Below are 24,200 nucleotides of genomic sequence, written 5' to 3'. Positions count from 1 at the left end.
CTCAGATCTGCGGGCGCTCCAGCCAGTAGCGCGGCGGCGGGCCGTGCTCCTGCTCGGCCTCGAAATAGCCAAGCCTGCCAGCGATGCAGATCACGACGCTGGGCAGCCCATAGCCCACCACTCGCTCAAGCGCATGGGCAAGCGGCAGCTCGCGGCCATCCAGCTCGGCAATGCTCGATAGCACATAGCATGTGCGCGGTGCTCCCCTGCCGAGAAGCGCGCTTAAAGTGGCACGATGCCCCGAGATCGCCCCCTCCAGCGCTATGAGGTAGCGCGTATCCAGCACATCTGCATACTGGTGGCACAGGCGGCTCAGGAACGCCCCGCGCCTCGCGGGCGACGCCAGCTCGAAGCGGGCGCGCCCGTCGCTCGCGGCGCACAAAGGCTTGGATAAAGCTCGTCTCAATCTCGCTATTCACAAATATTTCTCGCTCACTAGCCCTTATTCTATAGATATTATCTCGATTGATCACAGTATATACAAAAAACAAGCGTATGAAATAAACCCTCTATTTTGCAGGTAAGCGTATCTCCCAACATACCACCGGTCCACGCTACCAATACAGAAAGGCTGGCAGCACATCCAGCTATCCGCTATTTCAACAGTTTTAAGTTGACAAATAGGGGATATTAGCCTATGCTAACCAGCGGCACGAACGCTCTGGTCAAGGACGCTGATTATGTCACATCAAAACGAGACAGCCACGCCGCTGGAGGCCACGCTGGCCCATATCAACAGCCTCAACCCCTACTTCCACTTCTTCGCAGGCCCCCAGCAGGGCGAGGAATGGCTGCCCGCCGCCGACCTCTTCCGCGCGGGCAGCGCCGCCAGCGCCCTGCTCGACCAGATGATCGCCGCGCGACCCGACCGCTACTACGCCGCCGCCAGCATCCTCAGCTTCTACATCACCCAGCCCATGTGCGCGGCCATCGGCGGCTACCTGAGCAGCCAGGTCATCCCCGACCTGACCCTTGAGAACATCGCGCTCTCCATCCGCCCAGCCGAGCACTACGTAGCCGTAGCGTTCCAGCGCGGCGCATTCGCCACCGTGGCGGGCGGGCAGGCCGCCGCCCACCCCCACGCCGCCGCGCTGCCCAGCCCCGAGGCGCTGCGCCAGCACTTCGTGGCCCAGCTGACCGAGAGCTACATCCCGCCCATGATCGCGCTGCTGCGCGCCCGCACATCCATCGGCGAGCGGGCGCTGTGGGCCAACGCCGCCGACCGGCTGGCCGGGCTGTTCCTGTGGATGGCCCAGATGATCGGCCGCGAGGACTGCAGCGAGCACGAGATCCCCGCGCTGGTGGGCCAGCCGCCGCTGCGCGGAAAGACCGGTGTGGCCCGTGAGCAGCACGGCGCGTACAGCGAGCTGTTTGTGCGGCGCGGCTCGTGCTGCTACAGCTACCGCCTGCCCGGCCAGGAGTACTGCCTCAACTGCCCGGTGCAGCCCAAGGAGACCCAACGCCAGCGCATGGCCGAATACATGCAGAAGACCGCGCAGGAGATGCTCGAAAAACAGGCCGTGGAGGCATAGCGCACCCAGCAGCATATGGCCCCGTTTGGCATGGGTGCGTACGCTGCAGGCGCTAACGACACCCTGTAGTATAATAGCCGCCATATGCAGATCGAGCTACTGACCACCGCCAACATCCCAGCGGTCGCCGCGCTGATGCATCGGCTGCGGCCCGACACATGGGAGGTCGATGACGCCATCGCCCACCTGGGCACTGGCATCGGCTGGGCTATCACCAATGATAGCCGCCACCCAACCGGCTGGGTGCTCTGCACCTGGCACGAGACGTACCGCATCGGCGAAATCATCGGGCTGGGGGCCGAGGAGCGCGGCCACTACACCATCGGCCCCGCGCTGGCCCCGCTGCTCAACCAGTGCGTGCTGTGGGCGCAGGAGCGCCAGGCCCGCTACCTGAGCTACATCATCGGCTCGCGCGGGTTCACCTGCCACCTGCGCCCGCTCGGCCCGATCGGCGAGGAGCTGCAGAAGCTGAAGGCCACCAACCGCCCCGAGTACCAGTGGTGGAGCGCGCAGGGCTTCAGCCCCGTGGGCATGCTGCCCGAGATCCATGGGCGCGGCTACCACGGCATCATGCTGATCCGCCCTATTAGTTAGGAAGCAAACAGCCGCCGTGGGCGTGCGACCCATGGCGGCTGTTGCTGTGCGCTAGCGCGGCAAACGCATGCCCTTGCTGCGCACCACCGGCAGCGCAAACATCACCCCATTGTCGGGCCGATCCAGATCGCCCACCTCGCGCTCGGTCGCCGCGATCAGGCGATCGATCAGATCCTCGCTGCCCACCACCGAGAACAGCGTGTAGTGGTCGAACTCATCGTTATCGAACAGATCGTGCATCGATGGGAACAGCGGCAGATCATCACGGTTGCAGCGGCTGGTCTGCTGGATCATGCTCTTGCTCTGTAGCACCGTTATGTCTTCTACCCCCACGCCGCGCCACGCGTCCAGCACCGCATCGAGCAGATCGGACTGCGGCAGCACCAGAAAGACCATATAGCTCATAGCTTCTCCTCTTCACAGTACACCACTGTATACGTATGGTTGCCGCACCAAGTCTCACTCGGCGGCGGGCACCGGCGTATCGGCGCCCTCGCTGCGTGGCGGCTGCTTGGAAGATGGCGAGGCCGCTCGACCAAACACCGCACGCAGCAGCAGCGGCGTCACCAGCGTGGTCACCAGCACGATGATCACGGTCATGGCGAAGATATCCTGGCCGATCAGGCCCGCCGAGATGCCCACCGAGGCCACAATCAGGCCCACCTCGCCGCGCGAGATCATGCCCACGCCCAGCTGCAGCGACTCGCGCGCCGGGAAGCCGCCCAGCCGCGCGCCCAGGCCGCAGCCCACCACCTTGGAGATGACCGCTACCAGGCAGGCCAGCACGGTGAACAGCACCATGGAGCCATCCAGCGCGCGGGCGTCGGTCTGCAGGCCGATGCTGGCGAAGAAGATCGGCACGAGGAAGCCGTAGGCCAGGCCCTGGATGCCACGCTCGATCTGGCCGCGCTGGGGGGTGCGCGCGAACAGCACGCCCACCAGAAAAGCGCCGGTGATCGCCGCCACGCCGCCTAGCACCTCGGCCATCCAGGCGAACAGCAGGGCCACCACGACCGCCAGCGTCACCACCGGCTGGCTGATCGGCCAGCGGGCCACACGCTGGGCCAGCCAGGGGATGAGCCGCCGACCGATCAGCAGCGTGCCGCCCAGGAACAGCACCATGCGCACAAAGGTCCACACGATGCTGATCGCCCCGCCGTCGCCGCCGACGATGGCCAGAAATACCGACAGCACCAGGATGACCAGCACATCATCCAGCACAGCAGCCCCTAGCAGCGCCACGCCCACCCGCGAGCGCAGCACGCCCAGCTCCATCAGCGTCTGCGCCGAGATGCTGACGCTGGTGGCCGTCATCAGCACGCCGATGAACAGGGCGTGCTGGGTGTCGTAGCCAAACAATGCGCCCAGGCCCCAGCCCAGCCCCAGCGGCACCAGCACGCCCAGCACCCCGGCAAACGAGGCTACCTTGCCCGATTTGCGCAGCTCATCCACCTCGATCTCCAGCCCGGCAATGAACATCAGGAAGATCACGCCAAACTCGGCCAGCTCGTGGATGGTCGTATCCAGATGGCTGCTAGTAAAAAACGGCAGATGCACCACGTTCAGCAGGCTCGGCCCCAGCAGCAGGCCCACCAGCAGCTCGCCCAGCACGGCGGGCTGGCCCATCCGCGTGCTCAGCAGGCCCGCCACCTTGGTCGCGCTGATCAGGATCGCAAGCACCAGCACCAGCTGGAGAAAATCTGACATCACCCACCTCCTCTAGCACTGCCTAACTTCTTTCCAGCAAAAAAGGCAACAAAAAAGAGGCAGCACAAATTCTGTGACAGCCTCCACCAGTGCGCGGATGTCCTTGGAGCCGCGCCTCCTCTTGGGTTGTGGTGCAACTATACTAAAAGGAGCTCAAAAATGCAAGCACGAGCATCTATCTATCGCTGAGAACGGGCACTGCACGCACATCGCCTATGATGCGTTATCGTCGCTCCACTCTACCCACCCGGCCCACCCGGCGAAGGTGCTGCCCGTGCAAACTGGCTCTATGCACGAACACCAGCGGCCAGAGAACAGCAGAGGAACGCTCAACATTGGGGGATCGAAGGGAGTGAGGCCCTCAACATGTGTCATTTTTCTATGGCATTCCTCTGCTTTTTTGGCAAAAATAGGCGGTCGACTACCGATGATCACCATTGCCGACATCGCATCCGATCCGATGATCGCAATGCCTCGCCAAGATGCAGGGGCGGGTCTGGTGCCCGCCCCATCGCAGCCCACCGCAGGCATCGAGCGCCAACCGATGATAACGGCGCGTGGCGATGCTGATCCGCTTCGCGTGCATCGGCGTCATCGAACGCCCCTGGGATGCATACGATGCAACACGGCGCGGGCGGGCACGAGACCCGCCCTTACGCCCATGATTGCATCGTGCACATGCCCAACTGCCAGCGGTATATTGCTCATTTTTGCACAATCTGCTATAACCAACCCAACATCCCTAACTGCGCTGCACCACCCGACTCTTCTAGCAGGGAGGAGCACCCATGACCGCAACCCAGCTGGATTTCTGGAGCGCCGAGGCCAAGACCCGCATCCACAGCATCTACGCCCACCTGCGCGACGAGCAGCCGATCTGCCGCGTGTCCGCGCCCGACGGGCGGCAGTTCTGGCTGATCACCCGCTACGACGATGTGCTGGCCGCCATCCACGAGCCGCGCCTGGTGAAAAACTGGCGCAGCATCCTCTCGCCCGCCGAGCTGGCCGAGCAGAAATCCTCGCCGCTGACCCGGCTGGGCCAGCACATGCTCTCGCAGGACCCGCCCGACCACACCCGCCTGCGCTCGCTGGTGAGCAAGGCCTTCACGCCGCGCATGATGGAGCAGATGCGCCCGCGCATCCAGCAGATCGCCGACGGGCTGATCGATCAGGTACAGGCGCGCGGCAGCATGGATCTGATCGAGGACTACGCCTTCCTGCTGCCAATCACGGTAATCGCCGAGCTGCTGGGCATCCCGGTCGAGGACCGCGACCGCTTCCGCGCGTGGTCGGATGTGGTGGTGGCCAACGAGCCAACCCCCGCCCGCATGGCTCTGCTCACCAAAGTCTACACCGAGTTCAGCGCCTACCTGGGCGATCTGGTCGCCAAACGACGCGCCGAGCCACAGGAAGACCTGATCAGCGCGCTGGTGCGCACCGAGGAGGCGGGCGACCGGCTGAGCGAGGACGAGCTACTCTCCATGGTCTTCCTGCTGATCGTGGCTGGGCACGAGACCACGGTCAACCTGATCGGCAACGGCGCGCTGGCCCTGCTGCTGCACCCCGACCAGCGCGAGCTACTGCGTGAGCGGCCCGAGCTGCTGCCCAGCGCCATCGAGGAGTTTCTGCGCTACGATGGCCCGGTCGAGACATCCACGCTGCGCTTCGCCAAGGAGGATATGGAGTTCCAGGGCGTGCCGATGCAGCGCGGCGATATCGTGATCGTGGTGCTCTCGTCGGCAAACCGCGACAGCAGCCGCTTCGCCGACGCCGATGCGCTAGACATCACCCGCGGCGACAACCGCCACGTGGCCTTTGGGCACGGCATCCACTACTGCCTCGGCGCACCGCTGGCCCGGATCGAGGGCCAGATCGCGATCGGCACCCTGTTCCGCCGCCTGCCCGACCTAGCGCTGGGCATCTCCATCGAGGAGCTGCGCTGGCGGCCCAGCACGCTGGTGCGTGGCCTGCAGCGACTGCCAGTCACCTTCAGCTAGCGCCCAGGCGTGCGGCCAGCGCCGATCGCACGCCCCGATCACCCCCCGACAACCATGGCCAGCAGCCTGCGGTCGATCTGCTCTAGATAGGCGCGGCCATACGGCCCCTGCTCCAGCCCATCCAGCAGCGGCGCGGGCAGGTCGCGCGTCACCTCTTCGCAGCAGGAGGCAACGCCCAGCGCGATCGCGGCCACCGTGTCGGTGTCGCCAGTGAGCGCCACACACGCGCGCAGCATGGCGCTCATGCTCTCACGCGAGAGCACCACGCCGATGGCGGCGCGCGCCGTCTCCACGCCATTGGTCGAGACCACACCAGCCCAGGGCTGGCCCCAGCCGTAGCCCGGCACGTGCGCATCCAGAAAGGCCGCCGCCTGCGCCCTCGGCCCGCGCCGATACAGAAAGTAGTGGGCCAGCAGCGCTACGGCCTGCGCCGATGCGATGCCGCCGGGCGTATCGTGCGTGACGGCGGCCTGGGTGCGGCTGTAGGCCAGGACGGCGGCCACATCGGGCAGCACGCCCAGCGGGCATGCGCGCATGGCCGCGCCGTTCTTGTCGCTGGTGGGCCGCAGCGCCGCCAGCAGCTCGCCGCCGCTGGCGCAGCCCATCAGCAGGCGGTAGAAGCCCTCGGCATAGCCCTCGCGCACATCGCGGCGGAATGCGGACAGCATGTGGTCGGCCAGCAGCTGCGGCTCCCACGCGCCACCCGCGAGCAGCGCCTCGGCGATGGCCAGACTCATCTGGGTGTCGTCGGTGTAGCTGCCGGGCGCGCTGGCGTAGCGCGGGTGCGGCAGGTAGCGCTCCAAGGTGTTCTGCGCCGCCCGCTCGGGCGCGAACTCGAACCCCGCGCCGTAGGCGTCGCCAATCGCAAGCTCCAGCAGCATCTTGTCACCCTTCTCATTCAAAGGCTCCACCCAACGAATGATAGCACAGCGCTGCCCTGCGCAGAGAGAGTGTGGTACTATCACACCCGAACGAACCCGAGCTGCCCTGTGCGGCGGCGCTGCGCAATAAGGAGAAGGCAATGGCAGACCCACGGATGGAAAAGCTTGCGGCGACGCTGGTCAACTACTGCGTCGCGGTGAAGCCAGGCGACTGGGTGGTGGTCAACGGCGACGTGATCGCGCTGCCCCTCGTGACCGAGGTGGTGCGCGAGGTGGTGAAGGCGGGCGGCAACCCCACGATCACCCTGAGCGACAGCCGCCTCACCGAGGCGCGGCTTGAGCACGCCAGCGACGAGCAGCTCAGCTGGATCTCGCCATTTGAGGATATCATCGCCGAGAAGGTCGACTGCACCATCGGCATCAGCGCGCCATCCAACACCCGCGCGCTCACCGGCATCGACCCGCGCAAGATGCAGATCTACCAGAAGGCCGCGCGGCAGGGCAGCGGCAAGCGCATGCAGCGCTCGGCGGAGGGCACCTGGCGCTGGACGATCACGCAGTACCCCTGCGAGGCCTTCGCCCAGGATGCCGACATGAGCCTGCGGGCCTACGAGGACTTTGTCTACGCCGCCACCTTCGCCGACCAGCCCGACCCGATCGCCTGCTGGACGGACATACGCCAGTCGCAGCAGCGCCTGGTGGACTGGCTCAAGGGCAAGCGCGAGGTGGTGGTGCGCGGCCCCAACATCGACATGACGCTCTCGATCGACGGCCGCAGCTTCATCAACTCCGACGGCAAGCGCAACATGCCCAGCGGCGAGATCTTCACCGGGCCGGTGGAGCAGTCGGTGAACGGCTGGGTGAACTTCACCTACCCCGCGATCCGGGGCGGGCGCGAGGTGGAGGGCGTGCAGCTAGAGTTCAAGGATGGCAAGGTGGTGAGCGCCAAGGCTAGCAAAAACGAGGACTACCTGATCAGCCAGCTGGACAGCGACGAGGGCTCGCGCTACCTGGGCGAGTTCGCCTTTGGCACCAACTACGGCATCAAACAGTTCACCAAGAGCATCCTGTTCGACGAGAAGATCGGCGGGTCGCTGCACATGGCCGTGGGGGCGGGCTACCCCGAGACGGGTAGCCGCAACCGCTCCAGCGTCCACTGGGATTTCATCTGCGACATGCGCCAGGACAGCGAGGTGCTGATCGACGGCGAGCTGTTCTACAAGAACGGCGAGTTCCAGATCTAGTTGCGCGCCGCCGCCCCGCGCTGGGCCGGGCGCAGCAGCGCAAGGCTCACGCCGGTCTGCAGGGTGCTCTGGGTTACGATCCCGCTCAGGTCGACGCCCAGGCCGATCAGGGTCTGGGCCACCTCGGGGCGGATGCCGGTGATCATCACCTGGGTGCCCAGCAGCTTGGCGGCCTGCGCGGCCCGCACCAGCGCGCTGGCCACCTGGGTGTCCACCACCGTCACGCCGGTGATGTCGAGCAGGGCGATGCTTGCGCCGTGGGTGGTGATGCCCTCCAGCAGGGTGTCCATCACCCGCTGCGCCCGCCGCGAGTCGAGCGCGCCCACCAGCGGCATCACCACCACCCGATCGTTCAGCGGGATGAGCGGGGTGGAGAGGGCCTCAAGCGCGGTCTGCTGCGCCAAGATCGTCTCCTCCTGCTGGATGTTCTGGCGCAGCATCTCCTCGGCCCGCTTGCGCTCGGTGATGGTGTCGAAGATGATGCTGACGCGGTGATCGGGCAGGGCCACCGCCTTGATGCTGACCCACTCGTGCTGGCCATGGATGACGGCGGGGAACTCGCCTACAAAGGCGCTCTTGCCCGAGGCGGCCACCTGGGCGTAGGTGGCGGCGCGGCCATTGACCACAGCATCCGGGAACACCTCGGAGAAACGAGCGCCGATCTTGTGCTGTAGATCCAGCTCGGTATAGTACGAGGCCTGCTGGTTGGCGGCGATGATCGTCAGGGACTCTGGGTTATCGGGGGCCGTAAGGTGCAGCACCACTACCCCGGTCTCCATATTCCCAATCGTCTCCTCATACACCCGAATGCGATCCTCGGCGCGCTTGCGCTCGGTCACATCCTCAAACAGGATCGCCACCTGCATCTCGCCGATCGCCACCGCCTGCACCGAGTAGAACGCATCCAGCCCCAGCTGCTCGTCATAGTAGGGCAGATCGCCCATGTCCTGCGACACACCCGTGGATGCCACCAGCGAGTACTGCCGCAGGCTCTCGGGGTAGGCGCTGATGTTGGGGAAGATCTCGGTGATGCGCTTGCCCACATGGGCCAGGATGTCGAAGCCGCCCACAAACATGCGAGCCGCCGGGTTGGCGGTGATCAGCTGCAGCGAGCTGTCATCGTTGGGGTCTTCGAGCTGGTAGATGATAATGCCCAGGTGCATGTGCTCAAACATCGCGTGCATCGTCTGGGCGCGCAGAGCGCCCTGCTGGCAATCGGCAAGCTGCCGCTCCAGGGCGGCGATCCGCTCCTGCAGCGATTCCACAGAAAGAGGGGCGGAGGATCCCGCCATGGGGGTGATGGCCATGTGGCATCTGCTTTCGTATGTGGCTCGGATAGCGATAGGCCGTTGGGGTGGCATGCAAGATGCGATGTGAAGACTAATGGGAATTATAGAGGGGAAAAGCCCGCACGCCTATAGGATGGCGGTCCTACTGACCGATGGGAATCTGATCAGGGGTGCGGGCTGGTATGCGACTAGGCGCGGTGGCCCAGCTCGGCGGGCACTGGCTCGGCGCTGCTGCTAGCGCGCACCACCAGCTCGCCGTAGACAATGCTCTTCACCGGGATCTCGGCCTCGCCGGTGATCAGGCGGTGCAGCTTCTGCATAGCCAGGATGCCCATGTCGGCGCGCGGGATGTGGAAGCAGGTGAGCGGCGGGCGCGTGTAGGCGCTCTCGGCCACATCGTCGATGCTGACGATCGCGATGTCCTCGGGGATGCGCAGGCCGGCCTCCTTGATCGCCTCCATCGCGCCGAAGGCGGTCTTGTCGCTGATCGCCACCACAGCGGTGGGGTAGGAATCCTGCTGCAGGATCGACTGCATCTGGATGTAGCCGCGCTGGAAGGGCTTGCCATCGGGGGGCGGCATCCACTCGGGCAGCGGCAGCAGGCGAGACTCGGCCAGGGCTGCCAGCGAGCCGCGCAGGCGATCGACCAGGCTGCTGTACTTGCTGGCCCCGCGCAGCACGGCGATCTTGGTGTGGCCCTGATCCATCAGATGGCGCGTGACAGTGTAGCCCGCCTGGAAGTTGTCGCCCACCACGCAGGGCACGTGCTGGCCGGGCACCGAGCTCTCGATCAGCACCAGCGGCAGGTTGGTGGCCTGCGCCTGCGTGATCAGGTCGGATGTGATATCGCCGTCGTTGGCGATCACAAAGCCCTGGATGTCATCGCCCAGGCCGCTGTACATATGCTCGAAGCGCTCGGCGGCGCGGTCGAACATGTGCAGCATCACCTGGTAGCCCATGCGCTGGGCCTCGCTCTGGAACCCACGGATGACCTCGCCATAGAAGATATCGAGGATGGCCGGCATCGAGCCGCGCTCGATCAGCAGGGCCACGGTAGGGGCGCGGGTGGTGTCGCTCGCCTCGCTGACGGTGTAGCCAAGCTCGGCGATAGCATTCCACACACGCTCGCGGGTATCGTCGGAGACACCCGGCTTCTTGCGCACAACCAGCGACACTGCTGAGACAGAGACATTTGCATGGTCGGCAACATCCCGCATGCTCGGTTTTCGTTTTTTCATAGCAACCCTATCAACAATCGCCGCTGCTGGCCGTAGCGCGCGTACCGCCAGCGCTCTCGTGCTCCGCCTTCTGAGAGGGCGATCGTAGGCTTTATTCGTATTGACTTAATGATATGAATTATTTACTAGATGTCAAGTAGGTGTTTAGTTACCGGCTCCTAGCCCGATCAGGAAACCTTGCACCATTCCATCAACAAACAGCGGGCTAGATAAGGCGCTATTCTCCCGCTTATTTCGCCGATATCGTCACCACGCTATAGAATAGATATAGAAATTCTAGTACGTATTTCACATACTACTAGTTGACAACTACTACGAAGAATCCTATACTCGGGCTATCAACCGCTGTTCAGGCACAAGGAACTCAACGATGAGCACTACCACATTAAACGTCCGCACCGATGCGCCGATCGGCGTCATCTCGCCCCGGATCTACGGGCACTTTGCCGAGCACCTGGGCCGCTGCTGCTACGATGGCCTGTGGGTCGGCCTGGGCGAGCGCGAGATCGCGCACCAGGATGGCTTCCGCGCCGACGTGGTCGCGGCGCTGAAGGCCCTGCCGGTGCCGCTGCTGCGCTGGCCGGGCGGCTGCTACGCCGACCACTACCACTGGCGCGACGGCATCGGGCCGGTGGCCCAGCGCCCGGTGCGGCTGGGCATCTCGTGCGGGCTGCAGGTGGCCGACGATAACACCCTTGGCACCCACGAGTTCATGCGCCTGTGCGCGCTGCTGGGGGCCGAGCCGTATTTGGCGGGCAACGTGGGCAGCGGCACCGCGCAGGAGCTGTGCGACTGGCTGGAGTACTGCAACACCAGCGTGCCCACCGACCTCGGCAAGCTGCGCGTGGCCAACGGCGCAGAGAAGCCGTTCGGCGTGCGCCTGTGGGGCGTGGGCAACGAGAGCTGGGGCTGCGGCGGCAACTACGACGCCCGCGTGTATGGCCGCGAGTATCTGCGCTACGCCACCATGCTGCGCCACGTGGACGCCAACACCGAGCTAGTGCTGTGCGGGTTCGAGCACGAGTGGAATGCCGCCATTCTGGATGAGGTGCGCAGCCACATCGACCTCGTCGACCACTTCTCGATCCACCGCTACTGGGTGAACGGCGGCCCCGAGCTGAACTTCACCGAGCAGGACTACTACACCCTGCTGAGTGAGGCCCAGGCCACCGAGGACTTCATCATCGACACCGCCCAGCTGATCGAGCAGGCCACCGGCGGCAGGCACAAGGTCGGCATCGCGCTGGATGAGTGGGGCGTGTGGCACCCCGAGGAGCGGGCGTGGGGGCCGGGCGAGAACATCGAGCGCCGCAGCCCCAACACCTACGAGCAGGCCAACACCCTGCGCGACGCCCTGGCCGCCGCCGTGGCGCTTGAGGCCTTCCACCGCCAGTGCAACGTGCTCTCCATGGCCAACCTCGCCCAGATCGTGAACGTGCTGCACGCGCCGGTGATGACTGAGGGCGGGGCCATGTGGCTGACGCCCACCTACCACGCGCTGCGCATGCACACCCCGCACATCGGCGCGCAGGCGCTGCCGGTGGAGCACGCCGCAGGCCACACGCTGCCCGACGGCAGCCCCGCCGTGACCGCCACCGCCTCGCGCAGCGCCGACGGCGCCGCCATCACGGTGGTCAACAGGCATTATAATCAGAGCGCAAGCGTGCGGATCGCCGGGCTGGGCCAGTGGCAGCAGGCCAACGGCGAGCTGCTGGCCGCCGACGACCCGCGCGCCCAGAACAACGCCCAGGCCCCGCAGGCCGTCGCGCCCGCCGCGCTGGCGGTGCAGGCGGTCGAGCCAGGCGTGTGGCAGATCGAACTGCCCGCGCACTCGATGGCCACGGTGGTGCTGCGCTAGGCCGCAGGGCAGCTGCAACATTATTCAGATGAGGTAGGTATGACGATCACCAGTCAGCCGTTTGGCACCGCAGCCGACGGAACACCGATCGAGCGCTACACCCTGACCAACACCAGCGGCATGGAGGCCGACATCATCACGCTTGGGGGCACGCTCACCGCGCTGCGCACCCACGACCGCAGCGGCGCGCTGGGCGACGTGCTGCTGGGCTTCGACACCCTAGAGCCGTACCTGCACAGCCACCCGTTCTTTGGGTCGCTGGTGGGGCGGTTCGGCAACCGCATCGCCAACGCCCAGTTCACCCTGGGCGGCGTAACCTACCAGCTGGCCAAGAACGATGGGCCGAACCACCTGCACGGCGGCCCCGGCGGCTTCCACCAGGTGATCTGGCAGGCCACACCCAGCGAGACGCCCAGCGGCCCCAGCCTAGCGCTGCGCTATGTGAGCGCCGACATGGAGGAGGGCTACCCCGGCACCCTGACGGTGACGGTGGTCTACACGCTCACCAACAGCAACGAGCTGCAGATCGACTACACCGCCGCCACCGATAAGCTGACGGTGGTGAACCTGACCAACCACGCCTACTTCAACCTGGCCTGCGCGGGCGATATTCTGGGCCACCAGATCGCGCTGGATGCGCCGACCTTCGTGCCGGTGGACAGCACGCTTATCCCCACGGGCGAGCTGCGCGCGGTGAAGGGCACGCCGATGGACCTGACCGGGCCGATCGCGCTGGGCGCGCAGATCGACGCCGACGACGAGCAGCTGCGCTACGCCCACGGCTACGACCACACCTGGGTATTCGCCAAGCCCGCCGGCCAGCTGGCCACCGTCTGCCGTGTCAGCGAGGCCAGCTCCGGTCGTGTGATGGAGCTGCGCACCACCGAGCCGGGCGTGCAGCTGTACACCGGCAATATGCTGGATGGCAAGCAGCCGGGCAAAGGCGGGGCCAGCTACCCGCCGCGCAGCGGCTTCTGCCTGGAGACCCAGCACTTCCCCGACTCGCCCAACCAGCCGCAGTTCCCATCCACCGAGCTGCGCCCCGGCGAGGAGTACCGCCAGACTACGATCTTCGCGTTCAGCACCCAGGGCTAGCGCGCAGCGCAGGGCCGACCATTGGCATGCCAATGGTCGGCCCTGCGCTTGGGCGCTAGAGGAGGCCTGCCCTTCGACAGTGTCACTTTTTGACGCGCATATGGCCATTCCCCGTGAGCGCCCCGCAGGGCTGGCCGTCGGCAATGCGAGGGCGGCGCACAGCGCCTACCCTGTGACCCCACCAGGGAGCATCACCCCCTTGGAACCCCCAATTTGCAGCGTTCCGATACCATTTCCCGGTAGCTGGTATTCGTGCATAGGGCCATCAAAACACAACCGGCACCATCTGCCGCATGGGCCAGGTAGCACGGTGGCGCAGCGAGCTATGATCGCAGGCGACATGGGCGCAATGCTCGTATGCAGCACTTCAACCTGCAAGTGCTGTGCTTCGCGCCGCCGTACTATTCGTTCCCTTTTGTTCCTTGGAGTGTTGGAATCTTGGTGGTAAGCCGCTCTACCGAACGAGAACGCATCGACTCTATTGATACCAGAGCGCTCTCCCCCAAAACGCTGCGTTCTGCGCTATACTGGTGCAGATGAGGTTTATCAAGCGAGGTCTATCATGTCAAAAGATCAATTCCGCGTCCCCGATATTTCGTGCCAGCACTGCGTCAACGCCATCACCAACGAGGTGAAGACTCTGCCTGGCATCCAGAAGATCGATATCAGCCTCGACGACAAGCTGGTGACGATTGAGCACGACAGCCAGGTCGACAGCGCCGCGATCGTGGCCGCCATCAACGAGGCGGGCTACGACGAGGTGCAGCCTGTGGCAGCCTAACTTGCAGGCCAACCCAGCAAAAACGGGCGGGGGAGCGCTTCCCCCGCCCGTTTTCTGCGCCCCGCCGCGCTAGGCAACGCCGCCGGGGTCGGGCGCAGGGTCATCGGCGGCGACGCGGCCCAGCAGCCGCCCGGCCAGGGCCAGGCTGCCCACCAGCGCCACCACCAGCGCCGTGGCCAGCAGCGGCGAGCGCGTGACCAGATCGCCAGCGAAGACCAGCAGGGCCAGCGCCGGAAACACCCCGGCGAACGACGCGGCGGTGTAGGCCCAGAAGCCCAGCGGCGAGAAGCCAGCCGCGAAGGAGACCAGCGGGTAGGCCGGGCCGGGCAGCAGCCGCAGCAGCATCACCATGCGCCAGCTGGTGCGGCGGGTGAGCCGCTCGATCTGGGCCTGGCTGGCGGGCGAGAGCCTGCGGGTGATCTGGCCGCCCCAGCGGCGGGCCAGCCAGAAGCCCAGGCTCGCGCCCAGCACATCGGCCAGCGACACGGCCAGCAGCCCCAGCCACGGGCCGAAGGCCAGCCCCGCCGCGATCTGGAAGGCGCTGGCGGGGATGACCGGCACCACCAGCACGGCGGCCAGCGCCGCCACCAGCGCCAGCGGCCCCCACGGCCCCAGGCCCGCCAGCAGCTGCCGCACCGCCGCCACATCGAAGCTGGCCCCGGCCAGCCGCAGCGCCACCAGCCCGCCCAGCACCACTGCGGCGGCGACAGCGATCACAACATATTTTTTCACCCGAACACTCCTCGATCTATCGCCGCTAGCCCGCGTAGGGCAGCACATAGCGCAGCATCACCACAAAAAACAGCGCGTTGCCTGCCAGCACGGCAATATGCCACAGCTCGTGGTTGCCGAAGTGCGGCGGGAATGGGTTGGGCTTGCCCAGCCCAAAGCTGATCGCGCCGATGGTGTAGGACACGCCCCCAGCGGCCATCAGCAGGATCGCGCCCAGGCCCAGCTGCTGGTAGATAGGCACCAGGAAGAACACCACCAGCCAGCCCATCAGCAGGTAGGTCGCATTCGAGAAATGCACCGGCAGCTTGGCGAAGAAGATCGCCTTGATCGTGATAAAGAAGACCGTCAGGCTCCAGATGATGCCGAACAGCCACCAGCCCGCCGCGCCGCGCACCACCGCAAGGCAGAAGGGCGTATACGTCCCGGCGATCAGCAGGTAGATCGCGCAGTGGTCGAGCACGCCAAACACCCGGCGGTAGCGGCCAAACAGCACAAAGAAGTGCAGCAGCGTGCTGGCCAGAAACGAGAGAAACATGCCCGTGCCGTAGATGGCGAAGCCGACCAGATGCGCCCACTTATGCTCCAGAGCAGACAGGGTGACCAGCACGGCCAGCGCCGAGATCGACAGGATCGCCCCGATCAGGTGGCTGATGGCGTTAAAATACTCGCTGCTATTGGGCGAGCTTATCATCGGGTCAAGTCTAGCATTCTGCTCGGTCACGGCGGCTCCTGGCGCTTTGTAAACGGTATGTGGTTGTCATCATCGGCAACGGCGCAGCAAGTATACCATAGCCGCCAGCGCCCCACGGAGTGCGCAGATTACTTTGCACGATTGACTATTTCACCCCCTAACGAATATACTACGAGCACGTCTTTCTTTGCTCTACCGGATTCATCGCAGCACAGCAAAGACCGCCACAATCAGAGGAGAGCAGGACATGCCCACCGAGATCTTCACGATCGCCAAGCGTCATCGCCAGATGCCCGCCATGATCGCAAGCCTCGCGGATTTCACGCTCGCGCCCGCCGAGAACATCGACTCCGCCAGCATTCTCTCGCAGCCAAACCTGAGCCTTTACTGCTTTGACGAGCCGCGCCAGCGCGCGATCTTCGTCGAGCTGCCGCCGCAGGTCGATCTGAGCAAGGTGCCCTTCGTCTACCAGACACAGTACGAGCAGGCCCTGCGGCTGCTGGCGGTGCCCTACGAGGACTTTCTCGCGCTGGCCCAGGATCTGCCGCCGGTGCGCGGGCTGACGGTCATCTACATGACCGGGCGCAGCGGCTCGACCCTGCTGCACCACGCGCTCAACACGCTCGACCACGTGCTCAGCCTCTCCGAGCCAGATGCGGCCACCCAGTTCGTGCACCTGCGCCACACGTTCGCCGGGCGCGAGGCCGAGCTGCGACAGATGCTCGACGCCTGCATGCGCTTCCTGTTCCGCCCAACGCCGATCAAGCAGGCCAGCCACTTCGTGGTGAAGCTGCGCAACGAGGGCACGCAGGTGATGGACGTATACCAGCAGACCTTCCCGCAGGCCAGCAACCTCTTCCTCTACCGCGAGATGGATGGATGGATCGAGTCGTTCTACCGCATCGCCAAGAATCGCGGCGACCCCGAGGTGATGCCGCTGGACATGATGCTGATGCTGTTCGAGCAGATTTTCCACGATGATCTCCAGCCGCGCGAGCACTATTTTGCCCCAGGGAGCACCAGCGTGACGCTGATGGAGCAGCTGGGGGTGTGGTGGGAGGCGGTGATCGAGTGGTACCTGGCCAAGTACGCGGCGGGCCTGCCCGTGCTGGCGGTGGACTATGCCGACCTCGTGGGCAGGCCCGCGCAGGCGCTGGCCGCGATCTTCGCGCACTGCGGGCTGCCGGTGGCGGCGGTGGCGGACGCGATCGCGGTGTACGCGCATGACTCGCAGGCCAACACTGCGCTGGCGCGCGACACCCCCGAGCGTGGCAACGGCCTGCGGCTCACGCCCGCGCAGCGCGCCGAGGTGGCGGCGGTGCGGGCGCGGCACCCGATCTTCAGCAGGCCCTTCGAGCTGCCAGGGAAGCTGCGGCTATAGACGAGGCAGCGCGGCGCGGGGGCGCGGCCCTGCGCCGCGCTGCCACCTAACAGCCACCCGCAACCGCTCGCACCACCTGATAGTGCCACGCATACATGGCATCCGGCCCGATCTGCCGCAGCAGGTCGCGGTCGAGGGTGACCATATCGACCTCGACCCGCACCAGGCTATGGAACGGCTCGCTGCTGAGCAGCGACAGATCAGCGTGCTGCTGCCACTCGGCTAGCGGCAGCGCGCCGCGCTCGGCCAGCATCAGCAGCAGGCGGTAGAACGTGCGCTGCATCATGGGCACTGGCAGCGCCCCGCGCGCGAAGGCGTCCACCTCTTCCCAGAGCGACTGGATGGCAGCCTGGCGCTGGCGCAGGCCCGCAAGCCCCATGTCGCCCGTGGCCATCGCTGCGGCCAGCCGCTCCGGCCAGCGCGCGGGCAGCCAGGGCAGGCTGCGGCTCATGTGCAGCAGCCACTTCTCGTGCGGCACCCGCTCGCCGTTGGCCAAGAAGAGCGCCTTGGCAAGCGCCACAACCGCCTGGCCGAGCATGTGGTGGCCCTGCGGCACATCGCTGCGGTGCAGCCAGATGTCCCCCGCAAGCCGAAAGTACCACCAGCAGCTGAACAGCGGCCCCTCGGCATCCTCGGGGCGGGGGCGCACGGCCAGTTTGGAGGCCAGCAGCTGCGCCACTAGGCCCTGCGGGTCGTGCAGCACCTCGGCGTAGGAGGCATCCCACAGCGCATCATCCGACCACTCGGCGGCGCGCTCGGCATCCAGATCGGCAAAGCGAATGTCGTACAGCGCGCCGGAGCGCACCGCGATGCCCTGCGGCAAGGGCGCGTGCCCACTCACCCAGCGCCGATAGGCATCCGACGTGAGGTAGAGCGTGAGGTCGATCTCGGACAGGTGGTCGGCGTAGCCACGCGACATCCCGCCGCCGAGCACGATGCCGAGCACGCCGGGCAGAGCCACAAGCTCGGGCAGCAGCGCGGCGAGGCGCGTGCGCAGCGCGGCGATCTGGTTCTGCGACTGAACCTGGACAGAGGGGCGAGTCATACAGATCCTCCTTTGTGGATCACGTACTGCTGATCATTTTTGCATAGGGAAAAGCGGCGACCGCGTGGGGGTGCGGTCGGGCGACGATTCAGGGCACGGCAAAGCGGCAAGTAAGGTCGCCGAACCTTCAAGCCAAACGTGTGCCAGATCGCCTATGGTGTGGGTGAATTAGCGCATGCGCCGATTATCGGCCTCGCCGCCGCGCCGCGCATCGGCACAGCGGCGGATCTGGCGGGAGACACAAACGCGCCCAGGCGTGGGGAAACCCACACCCGGGCGCGTTTGCATCGCTGGCTACTTGGCCGGGTCGATGCTGATGGTGGCGGTCATGTTCCAGTGCAGGCGGGCATCCTGCTCATCGGGGGCAACCACCACGGTGTAGGTCATGTCGCCCTGCTTGTTCTCACCAAAGGTGCGGATGCGCGTCACCTTGCCGGTGAGCGTGACGCCGGGCAGCGCGTCGAAGGTGATGCTGGCGGGCATGCCCACCTGGACATTCACCACATCCAGCTCGGTCAGGTCGGTGCTCTCGATCTCCCAGACCGAGGTATCGGCGATGCGCACCACGGGCGAGCCAGCGCTGGCAAACTCGCTCTGGCGCAGATCGATGGCCGAGACCACCCCGGCGAAGGGGGCCTTCAGCTGGGTCTCGTCGAGGTCGAGCTGGGACTGGGCCAGATCGGCCTTGGCGGTCTCGACCTGGGCGCGGGCCAGGATCAGCTCGCTCTCGGAGGAGCCAGCCTTGAGCAGGTCGAGGTTGGCCTGGGCGGCGTCCACGGCGGCCTGGGCCACATCCAGCGCGGCGCGGCGCTGCTCGCCGGTCAGCTTCTCGCCGCTGGCGCGGGCGCTGGCCAGCTGGGCGCGGGCGCTGGCCAGCGCGTCGGCGTCGGCACCGGCGCGCACCTTGTCGAGGCTGGCCTGGTAGGCGGCCACCACCTCTTCTGCCGATCGGTTGCCGCTCACCTCGTTCTGGGCCGCCGTCTCGTAGGCCACCTGGGCCTGGGCCACGGCCTGCTCGGCGTTGTGCAGCGCCGTCTCGGTCTGGGTGAGCGTGTCGCGGTACTGCTGCTTCTGCACGTCGTTCAGCTTGTTGCTCTTGGTCTTGCCGCTGGCGTCGGTGGTGCTGGGGCTGACGGGGTCGGTGCCGTGGGCCTCCACGTGCTCCCAGTTCCACTTGGCGGTGGAGTAGGCGGCCTGGGCCTGCACCAGCGAGCTGGCGGCCTGATCGAGCTGGCTCTTGGCCCTGGTCTTGGCCGACGAGAGCTGGTCGCGCTGGGTGGTCTGGTCGGCCTGGGCCTGGGCTAGCTGGGCCTGGGCGGCGCGCAGGTCGGTGTCCTTCGCGCCCGCGCTGAGCCGGGCCAGCTGCTCCTGGGCCTGGGTCACCTGCTCCTCGGCGGCCTTCAGATCGTTGGCGGAGACGCTAGAGCGCGCCTGACGGAGCTGGGCCTGGGCCTGGCGCAGCTGGGCCTCGGCGGCGGCGATCTCCTGGGGGCGCGCGCCCGCCAGCAGCTTGTCGTAGCTGGCCTGGGCCTGGGCCAGCTGGGCCTGGGCGGTGGCCAGCTTGGCCTTCTGGTGCTGGTCATCCAGCTTCACCAGCACCTGCCCGGCCTTCACGGTGTCGCCCTCGTTCACCAGCACGGCGGCCACCACCCCGGCGTTTGTGAGGCTGAGCGAGGCGCTGCGCACCGGCACAACCTTGGACTCGGCCACGATCTGGCCCCCGGCCTTGACGGCCAGGCTGCTGGGGGCGGCGGTGGCCGCCGCGCCAGTGTCGGCGCTGCCGCAGGCGCTGAGCGCGCCCCCGGCCAGCAGCGCGGCGCACAGGGCGGCGGCTGCCTTACGCTGCGCATATGTCGAACGTCGCATAGAAAACCTCTCTGTGAAGCGGCAGAGCGCTACTCATAGGCCAGCACATCGCGCACCGTGATCGATGCGGCGTGCCATGCGGGCAAGAAGCTGGAGAGCGCGGCCAGCGCGATGGCGATCACGCCCCACAGCGCCGCCCCCTCGATCGAATAGTTGTAGGCCAGCGGCATGCTCAAAAAGCCCGCCCCGACGCCGTAGCCAAAGCCCCAGCTGAGCGGGATGGCCACCACCACCGAGAGCACCCAGCTCACCACGCCGATGGCCATGCCCTCGGCCATGACGATGCCCAGCATCGCGGCGGTGTCCGCGCCCACGGCCCGCAGCACGCCGATCTCGCGCTGGCGCTCCATCACGTTCAGGCTCATCAGGCCCATCAGGCCCAGGCCGCCGACCACCGCCAGCAGCAGGGCCGTGACCACGGTCGAGAGCACGAAGATGTCGAAGATGCTGGCCATGCTCATGCGGATGTCGGAGCTGGCGGTGATGGTCTGCACGTAGAGATGCTGGGCTTTAAGCTGCTGCTCAAGCGCCTGGCGCACCTGGGCGTGGGTGGCCGCATCGTGGGCCTCGGTCTCGATCACGATCCGGCTGGTGCGGCCCATCTGGTCGGTCAGGCGGGCCAGATAGTCGCGGTTCACATAGGCGATCGGGCCAGCGCCCTGGATCTGGCCGCTGGCGATGCCGATCACGCGCCAGTCGCTCTCCTTCCCGCCGATCTTCAGATCGATGATGTCACCCACCTTCACATCCGGCTCGGAGAGCAGGAAGGCGCTGTTCACCACCACCGCGTTCTCGTCCTCGGGGATGAGCCAGCGGCCATCCTGGATGATCGGCACGATCAGCGACGAGCTGGCGGCGGGCGCGCTCAGCGTGATCTGGTCGTGCTCGCTACCATCGGGGCGCACGCGGAAGGCCCCGGCGCTGCCCCAGACCTCGGCGGAGCGCACCCCCGGCACGGCCAGCGCCGCCTGCAGCACCTGCGCGTTCGAGTAGGGCTGCTGGAAGGCCACATCCAGGTCGAACTTCCAGTACTGCAGCACCTGGTCGAGCGTAAGGTACAGCGCGCCGCGCACGCTCACCACCGAGATAAAGGTGGCCCCACCCAGCGTCAGCGTGATCAGCGTGAGCGCCAGCCGCCCCTTGCGGCGGAAGGTGTTGCGCAGCGCCAGCACCCACTGCGGCGAGCGCAGCCCAATGCGCCAGGCCCGCCCCGCGCGCGGCTCCTCGCCCGCGCCGCCGATGGCCTCGCGCACGGTGACGCGCGCGCCGCGCAGCACCGGCAGCAGCGCGGCCAGCACCGGCACCACCAGCGCCACCACCACCTGCAGCGCCAGCGCCCCCGGCGGGAAGCTGAAGCTGACCAGATCGAAGTTGAACATGGTGAGCACGAAGCCCGAGAACCAGCGCGCCCCGGCCATGCCTAGCGGCAGCGCCACCGCCAGCGCCAGCACGCCGTAGCAGGCCACCAGCCCTAGGTACAGCCCCACCACCTGCGCGGTGCTCGCGCCAAACGTCTTGAGCACGCCGATCTGCCGCAGCTGCTGGGTGAGCAGGGCCGACACCGTGTTCACCACCAAAAAGCCGCTGAGCGCCAGCGCCACCCCGCCGATGATGCCCAGCATCATGGCCAGCGACTGCACCAGGCCGTAGGCGTTGTGCTTACCGGGGTCGCGGATGTTGATGGCGTGGACGGTGTGGCCGTTTTTCTCCAGCTGGTCCTTCACCAGCGTGGCCACGGCGTGGGCGTGATCTTTGTCGTAGGGCTGCTGGGCGGCCACGATGGCGATCTGGTTGTAGGCGCGGTCGATGCCCAGCCAGCTCAGGGTGTCGAAGGTGGCGTAGCCATAGGCCGTGACGCCGAAGTTGGCGGGCCACTGGTGCAGATCGTGGGCAACACCGGCCACGCGGGCCTGGCGCTGCTTGCGGCTGGCGGTCTCGATAGTGATGGTGTCGCCCTCGTTGCTGCCCAGCATGCCCAGCGCGGCCCGCTCGATCAGCAGCTCGCGCTTGGGCGGCGGCCACGCGCCACTCTCGGAGACGACCGTGTTGATGGCGATATCATCGAAGTTCGGCAGGATGAAGAGCTGGAGGTCGTGCCACGCGCCGTCGCCGCCCTTGGCGCGCACGATCAGCTGATAGCGCGCATCCACGGCGGCCACCTCGCGCATGTTGCCCACGGCGCGCACGGCGTCGTCATCGAGATCGGTGGTGGTGAGCTGGGCGCTGGATGGGTTGATGGCCAGGAAGCTGGCGTCCATGTTGCTGGCCATCACCGACTGCGAGGCGGCCATCATGCCCACGGCGAACACGCCCACAGCGATGGAGAGCACCACCAGCGCGGTGCGGGCCTTGCTGCCCCACAGGTCGCGCAGCACCTTGCTCGCGAACGGGTTATGCACGAGCCACCCCCAGCGCGCCCGCCATCCCCAGAGCGCGGGCATCATCCTGCACAATCGCGCCGTCGGCCACCACCACCGCGCGCGAGGAGCGCTTGGCCAGATCCTGATCGTGCGTCACCATCAGGATGGTCTTGCCGCCCGCCACCAGCTGGGCAAACAGCGTGAAGATCGCATCGGCGGTGCGCGAGTCGAGGTTGCCGGTCGGCTCGTCGGCCACGATGATCGGCGGGTCGTTGGCCAGGGCGCGGGCGATGGCCACGCGCTGCTGCTGGCCGCCCGAGAGCGCGCCGGGCAGCTTGGATGCGTGGTCGGCCAGCTCCATCTGGTCCAGCAGGTGCATGGCGCGGGCCTGGCGCTCGCGCGGCATCCACAGCTTGCACAGGTACATGGGCAGCAGCACGTTCTCCAGCACGGTGAGCACCGGCAGCAGCTGGAAGAACTGGAAAACCACGCCGATGGTGCGCCCGCGCCACTGGGCTATCTGGTTTTCGCTCAGAGTGTGCACGGCGGTGCCCGCCACCAGCACCTCGCCGGATGTGGGGCGGTCGATACCGGTGATCATGTTGCTGAGCGTGGATTTGCCGCTGCCCGACTTGCCCACCACCGCGACAAACTCGCCGTGGCGCACCTGCAGGTCGATGCCGCGCAGCGCGGTGAAACCGCCAGCGGCGCTCTGGTAAGTCTTGGTGACGGCGCGCAGCTCGATCAGGGGCGCGCTCCCATGGGGCTGGGGCGGGGCGGGGGAGCGGCCTAACCAGCGTGTGAACACGACTTCCTCCTGGGGCTATCTGGGCCGCGCGACATGTCGCACGGGGGTATACCATTCCTATCCAAATCTACAAACGCGCGAAGCGCAAAGCGGGGGAACTGGGGGCGCAGCCCCCAAGAAAAACCAATCCCACTTGTAGCAATGAGATAGATCTGCCCTCTTTTCCACAAAGAATGGTTCATTTTTGATTATAGCGGGCCAATTTTCATTCTCTGATAAGATCCGACAATTCTTGAAGGTAACATCACAATGAAAGCGATTATTATTTTTCATCGCAAATTATTTCATGAACCGCATGCCCGTTTATTTTAAAAATGACCGATGCGGGCCTGCGAGGAAATAGGTGCTTTCCCCGCAGACCCGCGCGGGCGCTAGGCGGGCTTGCGCAGCCGCAGGATGCGGTAGTTCAGGCGGCGCTCGGCCAACTCCTGGTACGGCCCCGACCCCGGCGCGGCCAGGAAGGCGTTGAGCCGCTCGCTGCCGCCCTCCTGGGTGGTGTAGGCCCGCATGTTGCGGCGGGCCGCCTCGTCGCACGAGAGCAGCACGTTGGCGGTGATGTCGCGGTCGTGCTCGACCACAAAGCCTAGCTCGCGCAGCATGGGCAGGTTGGTGCTCTGGTAGCGGGCATCGAGCAGATCGGTGTAGAGGAAGCAGCCGCCGGGGCGCAGCACCCGCCAGACCTCGCTGTAGAAGCGGTAGATGCTGGGGTAGAGGTGCGAGGCCTCGACGTTGATCAGCACGTCGAACGAGCCGTCGGCGAACGACAGGTGGTCGGCGTCCTCAAGCTGGAAGGTGATGCCCTTGCCCGCATACTGGCGCTGGCAGAAGGCGATGTTGGCGGTCGAGAGGTCGCCGCCGACCATGCGGCGGGGCCGGAAGTAGTGGGCCACCGCCGCCAGCGTGCCGCCGCGCCCCGAGCTTATGTCGAGCACGTCCTTGCCGTTCAGGTCGCACTGGCCGATCACCTCAAGGATGAGCTTGAGGCTGTTGCGGTTGACGGTGTTGACTGGCAGCTCGACGGGGGCGTACTCGGGGCTGCCATCGGCCACGTAGCCGTAGTTGAGGAAGGTGGCGAACTCGCCAAACACGCTGGTGGAAAGA

19 protein-coding genes and 1 pseudogene are annotated in these 24,200 nt (G+C 66.3%); 7 read left to right on the top strand and 13 right to left on the bottom strand.

Annotated features, from left to right (window positions below; genetic code table 11):
- Window position 1: 1 nt before the first annotated feature.
- Complete coding sequence (locus F8S13_20465; protein ID KAB8141177.1) at window positions 2-184, bottom strand: hypothetical protein; 183 nt, start codon at window positions 182-184, stop codon at window positions 2-4.
- 496 nt (window positions 185-680) lie between these two features.
- On the opposite strand from F8S13_20465, the gene F8S13_20460 reads away from it, so the two are divergent.
- Window positions 681-1,532 carry a hypothetical protein gene (locus F8S13_20460; GenBank protein KAB8141176.1) on the top strand — a complete coding sequence of 284 codons (852 nt, stop codon included), beginning with the start codon at window positions 681-683 and terminating at the stop codon, window positions 1,530-1,532.
- An 84-nt stretch (window positions 1,533-1,616) separates the two neighbouring features.
- Window positions 1,617-2,126 carry a hypothetical protein gene (locus F8S13_20455; GenBank protein ID KAB8141175.1) on the top strand — a complete coding sequence of 170 codons (510 nt, stop codon included), beginning with the start codon at window positions 1,617-1,619 and terminating at the stop codon, window positions 2,124-2,126.
- A 51-nt stretch (window positions 2,127-2,177) separates the two neighbouring features.
- Here F8S13_20455 and F8S13_20450 read toward each other — a convergent pair whose 3' ends face one another.
- Both F8S13_20450 and F8S13_20445 read right to left on the bottom strand, forming a co-directional pair.
- A complete protein-coding gene (locus tag F8S13_20450) occupies window positions 2,178-2,531 on the bottom strand; it encodes a hypothetical protein (GenBank protein KAB8141174.1) in 354 nt (117 codons plus the stop codon).
- Between the two features lie 54 nt (window positions 2,532-2,585).
- On the bottom strand, window positions 2,586-3,833 hold the full coding sequence (locus F8S13_20445) for a cation:proton antiporter (protein ID KAB8141173.1): 1,248 nt from the start codon (window positions 3,831-3,833) through the stop codon (window positions 2,586-2,588).
- A gap of 788 nt (window positions 3,834-4,621) precedes the next feature.
- On the opposite strand from F8S13_20445, the gene F8S13_20440 reads away from it, so the two are divergent.
- Window positions 4,622-5,830 carry a cytochrome P450 gene (locus F8S13_20440; GenBank protein ID KAB8141172.1) on the top strand — a complete coding sequence of 403 codons (1,209 nt, stop codon included), beginning with the start codon at window positions 4,622-4,624 and terminating at the stop codon, window positions 5,828-5,830.
- Between the two features lie 38 nt (window positions 5,831-5,868).
- Here F8S13_20440 and F8S13_20435 read toward each other — a convergent pair whose 3' ends face one another.
- On the bottom strand, window positions 5,869-6,711 hold the full coding sequence (locus F8S13_20435) for an ADP-ribosylglycohydrolase family protein (protein KAB8141234.1): 843 nt from the start codon (window positions 6,709-6,711) through the stop codon (window positions 5,869-5,871).
- 140 nt (window positions 6,712-6,851) lie between these two features.
- On the opposite strand from F8S13_20435, the gene F8S13_20430 reads away from it, so the two are divergent.
- Window positions 6,852-7,955 (top strand): aminopeptidase, encoded by a 1,104-nt coding sequence (locus F8S13_20430; GenBank protein KAB8141171.1) that lies wholly within the window; start codon window positions 6,852-6,854, stop codon window positions 7,953-7,955.
- Here the strand turns inward: F8S13_20430 and F8S13_20425 are convergent.
- Together F8S13_20425 and F8S13_20420 are read right to left on the bottom strand one after the other, a co-directional pair.
- Window positions 7,952-9,316 (bottom strand): PAS domain-containing protein, encoded by a 1,365-nt coding sequence (locus F8S13_20425; protein ID KAB8141170.1) that lies wholly within the window; start codon window positions 9,314-9,316, stop codon window positions 7,952-7,954. The two genes, F8S13_20430 and F8S13_20425, sit on opposite strands and share 4 nt — an antisense overlap.
- 116 nt (window positions 9,317-9,432) lie before the next feature.
- The gene (locus tag F8S13_20420) at window positions 9,433-10,482 is read right to left on the bottom strand and encodes a LacI family transcriptional regulator (protein KAB8141169.1); all 1,050 of its coding nucleotides are present in this window, start codon (window positions 10,480-10,482) and stop codon (window positions 9,433-9,435) included.
- Between the two features lie 370 nt (window positions 10,483-10,852).
- Between F8S13_20420 and F8S13_20415 the strand changes: the two genes are divergently transcribed.
- The 3 genes from F8S13_20415 to F8S13_20405 all read left to right on the top strand — a co-directional run bounded on the left by F8S13_20415 (window position 10,853) and on the right by F8S13_20405 (window position 14,216).
- Window positions 10,853-12,340, top strand: a complete 1,488-nt coding sequence (locus tag F8S13_20415; GenBank protein ID KAB8141168.1) for an alpha-N-arabinofuranosidase — start codon at window positions 10,853-10,855, stop codon at window positions 12,338-12,340.
- A 39-nt stretch (window positions 12,341-12,379) separates the two neighbouring features.
- Window positions 12,380-13,435, top strand: coding sequence for a galactose mutarotase (locus tag F8S13_20410; GenBank protein KAB8141167.1), 1,056 nt, complete (start codon window positions 12,380-12,382; stop codon window positions 13,433-13,435).
- Between the two features lie 562 nt (window positions 13,436-13,997).
- The gene (locus F8S13_20405; GenBank protein KAB8141166.1) at window positions 13,998-14,216 is read left to right on the top strand and encodes a heavy-metal-associated domain-containing protein; all 219 of its coding nucleotides are present in this window, start codon (window positions 13,998-14,000) and stop codon (window positions 14,214-14,216) included.
- Window positions 14,217-14,285: 69 nt separating this feature from the next.
- On the opposite strand, the gene F8S13_20400 is transcribed toward F8S13_20405, so the two are convergent.
- The 7 genes and pseudogenes from F8S13_20400 to F8S13_20370 form a co-directional block, all read right to left on the bottom strand.
- On the bottom strand, window positions 14,286-14,996 hold the full coding sequence (locus F8S13_20400; GenBank protein ID KAB8141165.1) for a VTT domain-containing protein: 711 nt from the start codon (window positions 14,994-14,996) through the stop codon (window positions 14,286-14,288).
- Complete coding sequence (locus F8S13_20395) at window positions 14,974-15,639, bottom strand: hemolysin III family protein (protein ID KAB8141233.1); 666 nt, start codon at window positions 15,637-15,639, stop codon at window positions 14,974-14,976. The genes F8S13_20400 and F8S13_20395 overlap by 23 nt, the downstream gene beginning before the upstream one ends.
- A 1,091-nt stretch (window positions 15,640-16,730) precedes the next feature.
- A pseudogene (locus F8S13_20390) lies at window positions 16,731-16,838 on the bottom strand (mycofactocin biosynthesis peptidyl-dipeptidase MftE).
- Between the two features lie 228 nt (window positions 16,839-17,066).
- Window positions 17,067-18,065, bottom strand: coding sequence for a hypothetical protein (locus F8S13_20385; protein KAB8141164.1), 999 nt, complete (start codon window positions 18,063-18,065; stop codon window positions 17,067-17,069).
- A 294-nt stretch (window positions 18,066-18,359) separates the two neighbouring features.
- Window positions 18,360-19,931, bottom strand: a complete 1,572-nt coding sequence (locus F8S13_20380) for an HlyD family efflux transporter periplasmic adaptor subunit (GenBank protein KAB8141163.1) — start codon at window positions 19,929-19,931, stop codon at window positions 18,360-18,362.
- Between the two features lie 29 nt (window positions 19,932-19,960).
- Complete coding sequence (locus F8S13_20375; protein KAB8141162.1) at window positions 19,961-22,375, bottom strand: FtsX-like permease family protein; 2,415 nt, start codon at window positions 22,373-22,375, stop codon at window positions 19,961-19,963.
- Window positions 22,323-23,099, bottom strand: coding sequence for an ABC transporter ATP-binding protein (locus F8S13_20370; GenBank protein KAB8141161.1), 777 nt, complete (start codon window positions 23,097-23,099; stop codon window positions 22,323-22,325). The genes F8S13_20375 and F8S13_20370 overlap by 53 nt, the downstream gene beginning before the upstream one ends.
- Between the last annotated feature and the right edge of the window lie 1,101 nt (window positions 23,100-24,200).

Source organism: Chloroflexia bacterium SDU3-3 (genome assembly GCA_009268125.1).
GTDB lineage: Bacteria > Chloroflexota > Chloroflexia > Chloroflexales > Roseiflexaceae > SDU3-3.
Note: the sequence above shows the minus strand (reverse complement) of the source record. Positions and strands in the feature narration are given on the sequence as shown.

Bases quoted from the DNA above. Each gene is read 5' to 3' on its own strand.
- F8S13_20460 (KAB8141176.1), top strand. From the start codon at position 681: ATGTCACATCAAAACGAGACAGCCACGCCGCTGGAGGCCACGCTGGCC.
- F8S13_20455 (KAB8141175.1), top strand. From the start codon at position 1,617: ATGCAGATCGAGCTACTGACCACCGCCAACATCCCAGCGGTCGCCGCG.
- F8S13_20450 (KAB8141174.1), bottom strand. From the start codon at position 2,531: ATGAGCTATATGGTCTTTCTGGTGCTGCCGCAGTCCGATCTGCTCGAT.
- F8S13_20445 (KAB8141173.1), bottom strand. From the start codon at position 3,833: ATGTCAGATTTTCTCCAGCTGGTGCTGGTGCTTGCGATCCTGATCAGC.
- F8S13_20440 (KAB8141172.1), top strand. From the start codon at position 4,622: ATGACCGCAACCCAGCTGGATTTCTGGAGCGCCGAGGCCAAGACCCGC.
- F8S13_20435 (KAB8141234.1), bottom strand. From the start codon at position 6,711: ATGCTGCTGGAGCTTGCGATTGGCGACGCCTACGGCGCGGGGTTCGAG.
- F8S13_20430 (KAB8141171.1), top strand. From the start codon at position 6,852: ATGGCAGACCCACGGATGGAAAAGCTTGCGGCGACGCTGGTCAACTAC.
- F8S13_20425 (KAB8141170.1), bottom strand. From the start codon at position 9,316: ATGCCACCCCAACGGCCTATCGCTATCCGAGCCACATACGAAAGCAGA.
- F8S13_20420 (KAB8141169.1), bottom strand. From the start codon at position 10,482: ATGAAAAAACGAAAACCGAGCATGCGGGATGTTGCCGACCATGCAAAT.
- F8S13_20415 (KAB8141168.1), top strand. From the start codon at position 10,853: ATGAGCACTACCACATTAAACGTCCGCACCGATGCGCCGATCGGCGTC.
- F8S13_20410 (KAB8141167.1), top strand. From the start codon at position 12,380: ATGACGATCACCAGTCAGCCGTTTGGCACCGCAGCCGACGGAACACCG.
- F8S13_20405 (KAB8141166.1), top strand. From the start codon at position 13,998: ATGTCAAAAGATCAATTCCGCGTCCCCGATATTTCGTGCCAGCACTGC.
- F8S13_20400 (KAB8141165.1), bottom strand. From the start codon at position 14,996: ATGTGCTGCCCTACGCGGGCTAGCGGCGATAGATCGAGGAGTGTTCGG.
- F8S13_20395 (KAB8141233.1), bottom strand. From the start codon at position 15,639: ATGATAAGCTCGCCCAATAGCAGCGAGTATTTTAACGCCATCAGCCAC.
- F8S13_20385 (KAB8141164.1), bottom strand. From the start codon at position 18,065: ATGACTCGCCCCTCTGTCCAGGTTCAGTCGCAGAACCAGATCGCCGCG.
- F8S13_20380 (KAB8141163.1), bottom strand. From the start codon at position 19,931: ATGCGACGTTCGACATATGCGCAGCGTAAGGCAGCCGCCGCCCTGTGC.
- F8S13_20375 (KAB8141162.1), bottom strand. From the start codon at position 22,375: ATGATGCCCGCGCTCTGGGGATGGCGGGCGCGCTGGGGGTGGCTCGTG.